Annotated in this window: 10 protein-coding genes; 4 read left to right on the top strand and 6 right to left on the bottom strand. The window is 66.4% G+C overall.

Features of this window, described 5'->3' with window-relative positions; translation table 11 throughout:
• Positions 1 to 45 precede the first annotated feature (45 nt).
• Positions 46 to 1,485, bottom strand: coding sequence for an FAD-binding oxidoreductase (locus tag AC1RMY_RS06715; protein ID WP_492863175.1), 1,440 nt, complete (start codon positions 1,483 to 1,485; stop codon positions 46 to 48).
• A 268-nt stretch (positions 1,486 to 1,753) separates the two neighbouring features.
• On the opposite strand from AC1RMY_RS06715, the gene AC1RMY_RS06710 reads away from it, so the two are divergent.
• Together AC1RMY_RS06710 and mqo are read left to right on the top strand one after the other, a co-directional pair.
• Positions 1,754 to 2,314: a thioesterase family protein gene (locus AC1RMY_RS06710; RefSeq protein ID WP_492863174.1), complete on the top strand. Its 561-nt coding sequence runs from the start codon at positions 1,754 to 1,756 to the stop codon at positions 2,312 to 2,314.
• 442 nt (positions 2,315 to 2,756) lie between these two features.
• A complete protein-coding gene (mqo, locus tag AC1RMY_RS06705) occupies positions 2,757 to 4,481 on the top strand; it encodes a malate dehydrogenase (quinone) (protein WP_492863173.1) in 1,725 nt (574 codons plus the stop codon).
• Between the two features lie 171 nt (positions 4,482 to 4,652).
• Here mqo and AC1RMY_RS06700 read toward each other — a convergent pair whose 3' ends face one another.
• From AC1RMY_RS06700 to AC1RMY_RS06685, 4 genes are all read right to left on the bottom strand, one after another.
• The gene (locus tag AC1RMY_RS06700) at positions 4,653 to 5,318 is read right to left on the bottom strand and encodes a class I SAM-dependent methyltransferase (RefSeq protein WP_492863172.1); all 666 of its coding nucleotides are present in this window, start codon (positions 5,316 to 5,318) and stop codon (positions 4,653 to 4,655) included.
• On the bottom strand, positions 5,315 to 6,568 hold the full coding sequence (locus tag AC1RMY_RS06695; RefSeq protein ID WP_492863171.1) for a BtaA family protein: 1,254 nt from the start codon (positions 6,566 to 6,568) through the stop codon (positions 5,315 to 5,317). The genes AC1RMY_RS06700 and AC1RMY_RS06695 overlap by 4 nt, the downstream gene beginning before the upstream one ends.
• Positions 6,569 to 6,650: 82 nt before the next feature.
• Positions 6,651 to 7,580, bottom strand: coding sequence for a tripartite tricarboxylate transporter substrate-binding protein (locus tag AC1RMY_RS06690; RefSeq protein ID WP_492863170.1), 930 nt, complete (start codon positions 7,578 to 7,580; stop codon positions 6,651 to 6,653).
• A 110-nt stretch (positions 7,581 to 7,690) separates the two neighbouring features.
• Entirely contained in the window at positions 7,691 to 8,395 is a 705-nt protein-coding gene (locus tag AC1RMY_RS06685) for a GntR family transcriptional regulator (protein ID WP_492863169.1), read from the bottom strand.
• A gap of 115 nt (positions 8,396 to 8,510) precedes the next feature.
• On the opposite strand from AC1RMY_RS06685, the gene AC1RMY_RS06680 reads away from it, so the two are divergent.
• Positions 8,511 to 9,587, top strand: a complete 1,077-nt coding sequence (locus AC1RMY_RS06680; RefSeq protein ID WP_492863168.1) for a tartrate dehydrogenase — start codon at positions 8,511 to 8,513, stop codon at positions 9,585 to 9,587.
• A 187-nt stretch (positions 9,588 to 9,774) separates the two neighbouring features.
• A complete protein-coding gene (gene msrB, locus AC1RMY_RS06675) occupies positions 9,775 to 10,215 on the top strand; it encodes a peptide-methionine (R)-S-oxide reductase MsrB (RefSeq protein ID WP_492863167.1) in 441 nt (146 codons plus the stop codon).
• A 191-nt stretch (positions 10,216 to 10,406) separates the two neighbouring features.
• On the opposite strand, the gene AC1RMY_RS06670 is transcribed toward msrB, so the two are convergent.
• On the bottom strand, positions 10,407 to 12,044 hold the full coding sequence (locus AC1RMY_RS06670; protein WP_492863166.1) for an acyl-CoA dehydrogenase family protein: 1,638 nt from the start codon (positions 12,042 to 12,044) through the stop codon (positions 10,407 to 10,409).
• Positions 12,045 to 12,067 lie beyond the last annotated feature (23 nt).

The following is a 12,067-nucleotide window of genomic DNA, read 5'->3' as shown; positions in this document are numbered from 1 at the left end:
GGCACGGCATCATGACCGGCTGCCCTTCCGCGAGCAGGACGAGAGTCACAGCACGAGGATCTTGCCGGGGTTGAGGATGTTCTGCGGGTCTAGCGCCCGCTTGAGCGTGCGCATCACGGCGAGCGCCGGCGCGCCGTGCTCGGCCTCGAGATACTTGATCTTCTTCTGGCCGACGCCGTGCTCCCCGGTGCAGGTGCCGCCCATGGCGAGCGCGCGCTTGACCAGACGCTCGATGAAGGCCTCGGCTCGCGCCACCTCTTCGGGGTCATCCAGATCGACCAGCGGCTGCGTGTGGAAATTGCCGTCGCCGACATGGCCGGCGATCGGAGCGATCAGCCCGCTCGCCTCGATGTCGCGCTTGGTCTCCTCGACGCAATCGGCGAGCTGCGAGATCGGCACGCAGACATCGGTCGCAACGGAATTCACGCCGGGGCGCAGGGCCTTGGCCGCCCAATAGGCGTCATGGCGCGCCTGCCAGAGCTTGCTGCGGTCCTCGGCCTTGGTCGCCCATTCGAACGGACCGCCGCCGAACTCGGCCGCGAACTCGCCGAAACGCTCGGATTGCTCCTTCACGCCGGCCTCGCTGCCGTGGAACTCGACGAACAGCATCACGGTCTCGGGCAGGCCGAGCTTTGAATGGAGGTTGACGCCGCGGATCATGACCTCGTCGACGAGCTCGATGCGCGCCACCGGCAGGCCGGACTGGATCGTCACGATCGTGGCGTCGCAGGCGGCCTTGACCGAGGGGAACGGGCAGATGCCGGCCGAGATCGCCTCGGGGATGCCGTGCAGCTTGAGCGTGATCTCGGTGATGATGCCGAGCGTGCCCTCGGAGCCGACGAGCAGGCGCGTCAGGTCATAGCCGGCCGATGTCTTGCGCGCCCGCGTCGAGGTCTTGACGATCGAGCCATCGGCCATCACGGCCGTCAGCGCCAGCACATTGTCCTTCATCGTGCCATAACGCACGGCGTTGGTGCCCGAGGCGCGGGTCGCCGCCATGCCGCCGATCGAGGCGTCGGCGCCCGGATCGATCGGGAACATCAGGCCCTGGTCGCGCAGATGCTCGTTCAACTCCTTGCGCGTAACGCCGGCCTCGACGACGCAGTCGAGATCCTCGGCATGAACAGCGATGATGCCCTTCATCTGGCTCATATCGATGCAGACGCCACCAAAGGGCGCATTCACATGGCCCTCCAGCGAGGTACCCGTTCCGAAGGCTATCACCGGGACGCCATGCGCGGCGCAAAGCCTCACGATCTCGGAGACCTCCTGCGTGCTCTGCGGAAAGACGACCGCATCCGGCGGCTGGTTCGGAATCCAGGTCAGCGTATGGCCGTGCTGCTGCCGCACCGCCAGGCTCGTCACCAGCCGGTTGCCGAAGGAGGCCGCAAGCGCCTGCGTGACGGCAGCGACCGATTCCGGCGATGGCGGCAGCGTTGCGGCGGATGCGGGGGTCTCATGCAGGGCGGCGGCAGGCAAATTCATTGTCAACATCCGGTTTTGGAGCTTAGACTTGGGACAATCCGGTTTCGCAATCGGTTACGATCCGGACAGCAGCCTGACACGAGGTGGTTCGATCGTCCCGCAGCCGGGCTGACGGCCGGTGAATACGCAGTATGATAGACCATGCCGACACGCAAAGGGCAGCCGCAATGATGCGGTTTCATATCGACCTCCATGCCCTGATTGCAGGAGTGAAGCCCGCGCCCATGTACATTCACGTAGCATGTGGCTTTGAGTAAGGGAGGCGGCCATGAAAGACGACATCCGCGCTCCGGCGCTGTTCTTCGCGCCTTTCGTCTCGTCGGCAATGCCTGTCGAGTCACAATGGATCGACTACAATGGCCACCTCAACATGGCTTACTACCATGTGCTGTTCGACCGGGCGGTGGACGAGGTTTTCTCGCTGGTCGGCCTGAACCAGAACTATGTCGATACGCATCACGCCTCGACTTTCACAGCCGAATGCCACATCCTCTACAAGCGCGAGCTGACCGAAAGCGACCAGGTCAGGATCACCGCCCAGCTCATCGCCTTCGACGACAAGCGGCTGCACTACTATCTCGAAATGCGGCACGCGACCGAGGGCTGGCTCGCGGCGACCAGCGAAAACCTCTCGCTCCATGTCGATCTGACGAATCGAAAGGTCCAGCCCTTCCCGGCCGACATCCTCGCCAATCTCGCCCTGATGAAGGCCGCTCACAGCATGATGCCGCTGCCCGCGACGATCGGCCGGATCATCGGCATGCCGCAGAAGACCGCAATCACTGTCGAGGGCATGACCGGCGAGCGCGAAACCGAGACGCGGCACTGACGCGCGGCGCGCTGCCGATATCCTCGCCGATCTCGCCTTGATGAAGGCCGCCCACGGCATGATGCCACAAAAGGGACAGACCGGCGGGCGGGTCTTCGCCAAGAGCGACACCAGGCACTGGCTGTTTTGGACGGTTGATCCGCCCCTTACGATTGAATCGCCTCAAGTTAGCAGTTGCTCATGCGCGGGGCACCCGAAAGAATTCTGATCGAAAGATCGACTCGTCGATCTGCCTAATCGCGTGAAGACTCGCGCCCCGCCACCGACCGGAGATCGATTCCTGGACAACAAACAAGATTAGAACAAATATAAAAAATAGAAACGCCACTCAACACAACGCATATATTCGGCTGAAACTCTTGTTGATGGCAGGCCAGTTTCCTGACATAGAGCCCAAAACGCTGCCAGTGCGTTTTGCAACGGTTGCAGGAAGGCCTTGAGAATGTACTCCAATGGGAAGCCGGACAAGAGTGAGGCGGCCGTCCGGACGTCGCCCCTTGGACTTACACGCCGTCGCCTCCTCGGAACGGTGTTTGGTGCGGGTGCCGCTCTCGTCACCTACCGGTGGTTCGCCGGCGGACAGTATCGCGCCGAGAAGGCCGACCGCTCCGTCGACGTCCTGCTGATCGGCGGCGGCGTGATGAGCGGGACGCTCGGCGTTCTGCTGACGGAGTTGGAGCCCGGCTGGACATTCGAGGTCTTCGAACGTCTCGGCGCCGTGTCCGAGGAGAGCTCGAACGGTTGGAACAATGCCGGCACTGGGCACTCGGCGTTGTGTGAGCTGAACTACACGCCGGAGGATGACAAGGGCAATGTTCAGATCAGTCGCGCCATCGCGATCAACGAGCAATTCCAGATCTCCAGGCAGTTCTGGTCCCATCAGATCCGCCGCGGCGTGCTGACAGAGCCGCGGTCCTTCATCAACTCGACGCCCCATATGAACCTCGTCTGGGGAAATGAGAACGTCGAGTACCTTCGCAAGCGGGTCGCCGCCCTGCAGGCGAGTCCCCTGTTCTCGGGGATCGAATACACGACCGACAAGGCGAAGATCGCGGAGTGGGTCCCCATCATGATGGAGGGCCGCGACGCGCGACAGCAATTGGCTGCGGCGCGTTCTCAACTCGGCACCGACGTGAACTTCGGCGAGATCACGCGCCAGTTCTTCGATCACCTGTCGAAGTCGCCGAATTTCACCGTCCGGACCGGTCAAGAGGTCCGCTCCATCACTCGCAACAGCGACGGCACCTGGCGCGTTTCCGCCTTCGACGTGCAGGACGGCTCCAAGATACAGACCGTCGACGCCCGCTTCGTCTTCATCGGCGCAGGAGGCGCGGCCTTGCCGCTCCTGCAACTGTCCGGAATTCCGGAAGCCAGAGACTATGCCGGCTTCCCGGTCGGCGGTTCCTTCCTCGTGACCGAGAAGCCCGAAATCGTGAACCGCCACCTCGCCAAGGTTTACGGCAAGGCCGATGTCGGCTCTCCGCCGATGTCCGTGCCGCATCTCGACACCCGGATGCTCGACGGCAAGCGCGTCCTGCTCTTCGGTCCCTTCGCGACCTGGTCGACCAAATTCCTGAAGAACGGATCTTATTTCGACCTGCCGGATTCGGTGACGCCGTCAAACCTGCTGCCGATGATGAACGTTGGCTGGCACGAGATGGCTCTGGTCCAGTATCTCGCCGGCCAGCTCGCAATGTCGAAATCGGATCGCATGCGTGACCTGCGCGCCTACATGCCAGAGGCGAAGGATGAGGACTGGCGCGACTGGCAGGCCGGCCAGCGCGTGCAGATCATCAAGAACGATCCCGAAAAGGGGGGCGTTCTGAACCTCGGCACCGAGATCGTCATCGCCGGTGACCGGTCGCTCGCGGCACTGCTCGGCGCGTCGCCCGGCGCCTCGACCTCCCCGCCGATCATGCTGGACCTGCTCAAGCGTGCCTTCCCCGAGCGCATCGCGACGCCGGCCTGGCAGGCTGCCTTGCAACGGATCGTGCCGAGCTACGGCAAGAAGCTGAACGACGATCCGGCGTTCGTCGCACGCGTCTGGGCCGAGACAGAGAGCACTCTTCAACTCGCTATCGCTTCGCCTGCGGTGAGCGGCAGCCGCGCCCCTGCGCGGGCCGAGAACCCGGCGGACGTTCCGAAGGTGCCGGACATCCAGCTCTGATCGCGGCCATTCGCTGCGAAGAGGAGCCACTTGCCCATGGTCCGCGCCCACTCGTCTCCAGGAGGCGAGGACGCCGCGCTGTCCGGCGACGACGGCCGTGCCGGGCGTCAGGCTCATCCCATCGGCGCTGGCATGGCGGGGAAGGCGGAGCGGATCGGGGAGCGCCGGCGCTCAGGCGCTACGGCGTAACCTCGCCAGAGCGGCATAGCCGCCATAAAGAGCGTCGGTGCGGGCACTCGCTCCCACGGCATGCGCCACATCGTCCAGAATGGCCGCGAGGTCGCGGCGCGGCGTGACATGGAACAGCGCCAGCCAGCGGTTCAGAATGGCCCGGAACGGCGCCGGCAAGTCCCGCTGATCGCCGAAGTCGACGATGTGCAGTTCCCCGCCCGGCGACAGCCGGCGCAGCGCCTCCTCGACCACGCCGCGCCAGGGCGGGATCATCGACAGCGCATAGGAGATCACGATCCGGTCGAAGCCGTCCCGCCCGAACAGCGCCTGAGGATCGAACGCGGTGGCATCCGCCTGCCTCAGCACGATGCGCTCGGACATTCCCGCCCGCAGAACCGATTGCCGCGCCGTCGCGAGCATCTCCGAGGAAACGTCGAGGCCGTAGCAGGCGCGGCCCGGATAGGCCTCCGCGATCCTGATCAGGTTGCGCCCCGTGCCACAGCCGATCTCCAGCACGGTTCCGCCCGGTGGCGGCTCGAGCCCGTCGATGAGGCGGTCGCGCCCGAGCAGGTAGAACTTCCGGCTGGCGTCGTAGATGTGGCGCTGATGGCGATACATCGCATCCATCAGCCCGGCCGCGCCGCGTTCGGGCGCCGCCGCGCTCACGCTGCAGCCTCCGGCAGCACATAAAGGTGGAAGCCGCCATAGATCGAGGAGCGGTCGCGCGCGCAGAGCGCCCGGCTTGTCGCCTCGTCATAGCGCCACTGGTCGAGGATCTCCGCCGGCACGCGGCCTGGTAGCAGCCGCTCGTCGGCGGCGGTGCGGAAGATCACGCGCGCGCCTGGCCTCGCGGTGCGGGTGATCTGCGTCCACAGGGCCGTGAGGTCGGCGTCGTTCATCCAGTCCTGGGCATCGAGCAGCACATAGGCGTCGCAACTCTTGGCCGGTTGGGCTTCGAGGAAGGCGGTGACCGCGCTCTGATGATAGGAGACGCGGCTCGCCCGCGCCTTCACGCGCTCGAAATGCTCGCGCTGCAGATAGGGCGGCAGCGCCGCCTCGGCTCCGGGCTCGTAGCGGCGCCCGAAGGCCTGCCGCGCGAAGTAATTGGTCCTCAGGTCGAAACCGCAGGCGAGCCGTTCCATCCGGTCCCTCAGCGCGCCACGGATTCCGTCCGCGCCGTCGGCGGCGAGCGCCTTGTACTGCGCCGGCGGGATGCCGAGCCCGTAGAGCGAGGCCGGCTGCCGGATCAGCCAGCGCACGAACGGCTTGTCGAAGACCGGCGCGAGATGGCGCTCGAACAGCACGCGCTGCTCGGCCATGTCGCGGGCCTCCAGCATCTTGCGGGGATCGCAGCCCAGCGCCCGGCCGAGCAGATGGCCGGCGCCGATGAAGCGTCCGAGCAATCCGAAACGATAGACGTTGCGGGCGAACATGCCGATGCGGCGCCGGCCGTCGAGCCCCCGGCCCTCCCAGTAGCTGCGCGAGGTCGCGTCGAGATGCGGCGCGATCTCGCGGTCGTAGAACGCGACATTGGCCGGGGACTGCGCCTGTCCGAAGAAGCCCAGGAACTCGTCATGGCGCGTCATCCGCGCCAGCGCCGCGAGCTTCAGCCGGCCAAGCGCGATATGCGCGCCGTTGAGGTCGATCGCGCTAATCTTCGCCGGATCCGCCGTGAGATAGGACAACACGTTGCAGGAGCCCGACGCGATCGCGACGACATGGTCGTCCGCCCGCAGCCGCAGCGCCTCCATGTCGACGACCGGGTCTTCCCAGATCTGCGGGTAGACGAGGCCGGAGAAGGCCAGGGTGAACATCCGCTCCAGCAGTCCCGCCTTCGAGAGGGGCTTGCTGCGATGGACTGCCGTCGTCAGTCCTATGCTGGTCGTGCGCCGAACCGTGCGTGCCGTCTGCGTCACCTTGGCCCTCGCCCGCCATTTGCGATGGCGAGCCGACTAGTGGAGTCGCGTGACGGTTGGGTGACGGCCCGGCGCCGGCCGGTCACTGCGCCGTGACGCCGGCCGCCTTGATCACCGGCGTCCATTTGTCGACCTCGGCGCGGACATGGGCGCCGAGCGCGGCCGGGCTCTGGCCGGCGTCGTCGGGGATGACGCAGCCGAGTTCGAGCAGCCGCGCCTTGACGCCGGCATCCGCGAGCGCGGCTCGCCCGGCGGCATTGAGCCTGTCAACGATCTCGCTGGGCGTACCCTTCGGGGCGAAGATCGCGTTCCAGCCCACCGCCTGGAACTCGGGCAGCCCGCCCTCGGTGCTGGTCGGCACCTCCTTGGCCACGTCGAGCCGCTTGGGCGTCGCGACGACATAGGTCTTGAGGTTGGACAGTTGCGGCACGATGCCGACTGTCTGGTCGCAGACGTAATCGAGCTGTTTGGCGAGCAGGGCGTTCATCGCCGGGCCCGAGCCCCGGAATGGCACCTGCTGCACCGGCGCCTTGATCAGATGGTGGAAGAACACGCAGGTGAGATGTGAGGTCGAGCCGATGCCGCCATGACCCCAATTGTACTTGGCCGGATCGGCCTTCAGCAGCGAGACGAACTCCTGCAGCGTATTGGCCGGGAAATCCTTATGCGCGGAGATCAGCATCGGCGTGCCCGCCGTGTTGATGACGGGTGCGAAATCGGTGCGCGGATCATAGGCGAGGTTGGGGTAAAGCCCGACCGAAGCCGAATGGGTGCCGAGATTGCCCATGATCACGGTGTAGCCGTCAGGCGTCGCGCGTGCGACGCGCAGCGAGCCGGTCGTACCACCGGCACCGGCGACGTTCTCGACCACGATCGACTGGCCGAGCGTGCGGCTCATATGGTCGGAGACGATGCGGGCGATCACGTCGGTCGGCCCGCCAGCGGCGAAGGGCACGATCATGGTGATCGAACGCGAGGGGTAGCTCTGTGCCAAAGCGGGCGCTGCGGTCATGGCCCATGGAGATATGGCAAGAACGGCCCCGAGGGCCAGGATCAGTCGACGCATGCGTTTCCTCCGGTTCGGTTCGCCGCGTTGATCGCGGTCTTCGACAGTTGAAGCCTCTACATGTGCCGCAACCCGACGCTCTCGATCAGCGGCAGCAATTCGTCGCGCGCCCGGATGCGATGGCGGCGCGCCGCCTCACGGGCCAGCCCCGGCAACCCGCTGCGGATCGCGTCGCTGGTCGCACGGTGCTCGGCCTCCGACGACGGCAGGCGCGGACGCAGCCGCAGCGTCAGCATCCGCGCCCGGTGCGACTGGTCGTTGACCGTCTGGATGATGCGCATGAAGCGGCTGTTGCCGCAGCGCTCGACCAGCAGGCGGTGGAATGTCTCGTCGGCGCGGCCCCAGGCATCGAGATCGCCGGCCGCCAGCGCCTGCCCCATCGCATCCGTGGCACGATCGAGCTCGTCGGCCAGCGCGACGCGTGCGGGCTCTGGCATCCTGGCCGAGAGCTCCGCCGCCCCCGCCTCGATCGCGATCAGGACCTCGTAAATCTCGGCGATGTCCTGCGGGGCCAGCGCGCAAATCAGGATGCCGCGCTTGGGCAGGATGCGGACGAGCCCTTCCTCCTGCAGCCGCAGCGCCGCTTCATGCACCGGCGTCCGGCTGACGCCGAGCCGCAGCGCCAGTTCCCCGGCCGAGGCCTGATAGCCCGGCGCGAAGACGCTTTCGCGGATCGCATGCTTCAGCGCCGCATAGGCGCTGTCGACGAGGCTCGCGCCCCGTTCATTCGCCTGCTCGATAGCCTTGCTGCGCGTCGCCATATCATTCTCCCACGCTGACACTATCAACTTCCATGGAAGCTGCAATGCATTCTTGACTTGCAGCCTCTTCGCTCGCAAAGACGAGGCAGAGGACAGGTTTCGGGAGACCACGACCATGAAGACCCACCGCATCGCAGCCATCCCCGGCGACGGCATCGGCGTCGAGGTCATCGCGGCCGGCGTCGAGGTTCTCGAGGCGCTGGCCCGCCGCGACGGCTCCCTCGGCTTCGCCTTCGACCATTTCGACTGGGGCGGCGAGTACTACAAGAAGCACGGCCGGATGATGCCCGAGGATGGGCGCGAGCAAATCCGCCACCACGACGCGATCCTGTTCGGCTCGGCCGGGCATCCCGAGATCCCCGACCACATCACGCTCTGGGGCCTCAGGCTCGCGATCTGCCAGCCCTTCGACCAATACGCCAATGTCCGCCCGACCCGCGTATTGCCCGGCATCACCTCGCCCTTGCGCAATGTCTCCGGGCCCGAGCTCGACTGGGTGATCGTGCGCGAGAACTCGGAAGGCGAATATGCCGGCGTTGGCGGGCGCGTGCACAAGGGTTTCCCCGAGGAGGTCGCCACAGACGTCTCGATGATGACGCGCACCGGCGTCGCCCGCATCATCCGCTACGGCTTCCGGCTGGCGCAATCGCGGCCGCGCAAGCTGCTGACGGTGGTCACCAAGTCGAACGCCCAGCGCCACGCAATGGTGATGTGGGACGAGATCGCCGCCGAGGTCGCCGCCGAGTTCCCGGACGTGACCTGGGACAAGATGCTGGTCGATGCCATGACCATGCGCATGGTGATCAAGCCGGGCAGCCTCGACACGATCGTCGCGACCAATCTCCACGCCGATATCCTGTCGGACCTCGCCGCTGCGCTGGCCGGCTCACTCGGCATCGCGCCGACGGCGAACCTCAATCCTGAGCGCGCCTTCCCCTCGATGTTCGAGCCGATCCACGGCTCGGCCTTCGATATCGCAGGCAAGGGCATCGCCAACCCGATCGGCACCTTCTGGACCGCGACGATGATGCTCGACCATCTCGGTGAGGCGGCCGCTTCGGCCCGGCTGATGCGGGCGATCGAACGGGTGACGGCGGATCCTGCCTTCCACACGCCCGATCTCGGCGGAGTTGCCACGACACGGCAGGTCACCGACGCCGTCATCGCGGCGATTGCCGGCGACAATGTTTGAAGCCAGCCTCAAAGCCCTCACGCTGAGGAGCGGGCAAAGCCCGCGTCTCGAAGGATGGTTCGGTATGTGCGGGAGCCTCTTGGACCATCCTTCGAGACGCCGCTTTCGCGGCTCCTCAGGATGAGGGCTGAAATTTCGCGTACCTGCACCATATGATTCTCCTGATCCGTTGGCACAGGAGGATGGCATGGGACTGTTGAGCATGTTAGGCGGCGAAAAGGCGCCCGAGGAGCACTTCCCCTACGAGCTGACCGACGCCGAATGGCGCGCCAGGCTGACGCCCGAACAATATCAGGTGCTACGCGGCCATGGCACTGAGCGCCCCGGCTCCTGTGCGCTGAACTACGAGAAGCGGGCCGGCACCTTCTCCTGCGTCGGCTGCGGCCAGCCTCTGTTCCAGTCCGGCAAGAAGTTCGAGAGCGGCACCGGCTGGCCGAGCTTCGACCAGCCGCTCGAAGGCGCCGTCGGCATCAGCGAGGACCGCAAGTTCGGCATGATCCGCACCGAGGTCCACTGCGCCAATTGCGGCGGCCATCTCGGCCACGTCTTCCCCGACGGCCCTCCCCCGACCGGCCTGCGCTACTGCATCAACGGCGTGGCGATGGATTTCGAGCCGGCGCAGGGGTGAGCCTCATACGAATCGGGGCGGGGAACCCCCTCTCCTGTAAGGAGAGGGGTAGGGGTGAGGCGTCGGCCCCTTGACCAGTAGCGTGCTAACCTCACGGCTTAGCAACGGTCACGGCACAGCCGATCGTCCAACGGCCCACCCCTCAACCCTGCCCTCTCCCTCCGGGAGAGGGTCCCCCGCGCTATCCTCGCCTAGCTCACCTCCGGCACGGCCCGCCGCGCCAGCGCACCGGCGTCGATCCACGCCGGCAGATCGCCGAAATGGCCCGACCAGCCGCCCTCGAGCCGGCTCGCAATGAAAGCATCCGCGACGCGCTCGGGCGCATAGCGCAACAGCAGCGCCGCCTGCAGCATGACGGCCAGCCGCTCGACCAGCCGGCGCGCCTGGCCTTCATGGCGCGTCAGCTCGGGCAGGTCGTCCCTGAGCACCGTCAGCGCCGCATCGAAACGCCTGTCGACATTCTTCGCCTCGCCGAGTTCGCCGAGCAACGCCTGCAATGAGCCCGGCTCGCGCTCCAGCGAGCGCAGTACGTCGAGGCAGATGACGTTGCCCGAGCCTTCCCAGATCGAGTTCAGCGGCGCCTCGCGATAGAGCCGCGCCATCGGGTTCTCCTCGATGAAGCCGTTGCCGCCATGGCATTCGAGCGCCTCGACGACGACGGCCGGCGCGCGCTTCGCCAGCCAGTATTTCGCGATCGGCGCGCCGATCCGCGCCAGAAGCCGCTCGCTTTCGGAGGCCTCCTGCCGGTCGACCGACGCAAACAGCCGGAAGGCGAGCCAAGCCGCGGCCTCCGCCTCGATGGCCAGATCGGCGAGCACATTCTGCATGATCGGCTGGTCGATCAGCGCCCGCTGGAAGGCGCGGCGATGCGTGGCATGATGCGCCGCCAGCGACACCGCCTGCCGCATCAGCCCTGCGGCGGAGGCGGCGATGTCGAGCCTGCTGTTGTGGTTCATCGAAAGGCCCGTGCGCAAACCCCGGCCCGGCTCGCCGAGCAGGTGGCCGATGGCGCCGCGGAACTCGACCTCGGAAGAGGCGTTCGAGCGGTTGCCGCATTTGTCCTTCAGGCGCTGGATCGCGACGCCGTTGCGCGCTCCATCCGGCAGCCAGCCCGGCACGACGAAGCAGGAGATGCCCTCGTCCGTCCGCGCCAGCGTCAGGAACAGGTCCGAATGCGGCACCGAGAAGAACCATTTCTGACCGGTCAGCGAAAAGGTGCCGTCGCTGTTGTCCAGCGCAACCGTCTGCGTCTGGCGCAGATCCGAGCCGCCTTGCACCTCCGTCATCGCCGTGCCGACGGTCGCGCCCGCCTTGCCCGCCGCCGGCCCCTGCCGTGGATCATAGCGGCTGGACGAGACGAGAGCGCCCCATTCCGCCCAGCGCGCCGGATCCTGCCTGAGCAGCGGGATCACCGAATAGGTCATGCTGATCGGGCAGCAGATGCCGCTTTCGCCCTGCGTCCACAGATAGGTCAGCGCCGCGCGCGCCACCTGCGCACCGGGCCGCGGCTGGTTCCAGGCGAGCGCATGCGTCTCCTGGCCGATGGCGAGACCCATCAGTTCGTGCCAGGCCGGGTGGAAGGCGATCTCGTCGATCCGGTTGCCGAAGCGATCATGCGTGCGCAGCTCCGGCGTGAAGCGGTTCGCCAAACGCGCCAGCTCCTGGACATGGGCGGAACCGACGCTGCGTCCCGCCTCGTGCAGGCGTTCGCTCGCCCAATCCGCGTCGAAGGCCGACATCGCCGCCCGCAGCACCGGATCTGCGGCGAAGGCGTCACAATCCGCCAGCAGCGGGACCTGATTGGTCACTTCCCAGACGCCGCTTGTCATGGCGCATCCCCGCGCTTGATCGT

This window comes from Allobosea sp. GW822-FHT03F07, assembly GCF_058801345.1.
The sequence above is the reverse complement of the archived record's forward strand: the minus strand, read 5'-3'. Positions and strand labels throughout refer to the sequence as shown.

Bases quoted from the DNA above. Each gene is read 5' to 3' on its own strand.
- msrB (WP_492863167.1), top strand. From the start codon at position 9,775: ATGGGACTGTTGAGCATGTTAGGCGGCGAAAAGGCGCCCGAGGAGCAC.
- AC1RMY_RS06685 (WP_492863169.1), bottom strand. From the start codon at position 8,395: ATGGCGACGCGCAGCAAGGCTATCGAGCAGGCGAATGAACGGGGCGCG.
- AC1RMY_RS06710 (WP_492863174.1), top strand. From the start codon at position 1,754: ATGAAAGACGACATCCGCGCTCCGGCGCTGTTCTTCGCGCCTTTCGTC.
- mqo (WP_492863173.1), top strand. From the start codon at position 2,757: ATGTACTCCAATGGGAAGCCGGACAAGAGTGAGGCGGCCGTCCGGACG.
- AC1RMY_RS06670 (WP_492863166.1), bottom strand. From the start codon at position 12,044: ATGACAAGCGGCGTCTGGGAAGTGACCAATCAGGTCCCGCTGCTGGCG.
- AC1RMY_RS06690 (WP_492863170.1), bottom strand. From the start codon at position 7,580: ATGACCGCAGCGCCCGCTTTGGCACAGAGCTACCCCTCGCGTTCGATC.
- AC1RMY_RS06715 (WP_492863175.1), bottom strand. From the start codon at position 1,485: ATGAATTTGCCTGCCGCCGCCCTGCATGAGACCCCCGCATCCGCCGCA.
- AC1RMY_RS06680 (WP_492863168.1), top strand. From the start codon at position 8,511: ATGAAGACCCACCGCATCGCAGCCATCCCCGGCGACGGCATCGGCGTC.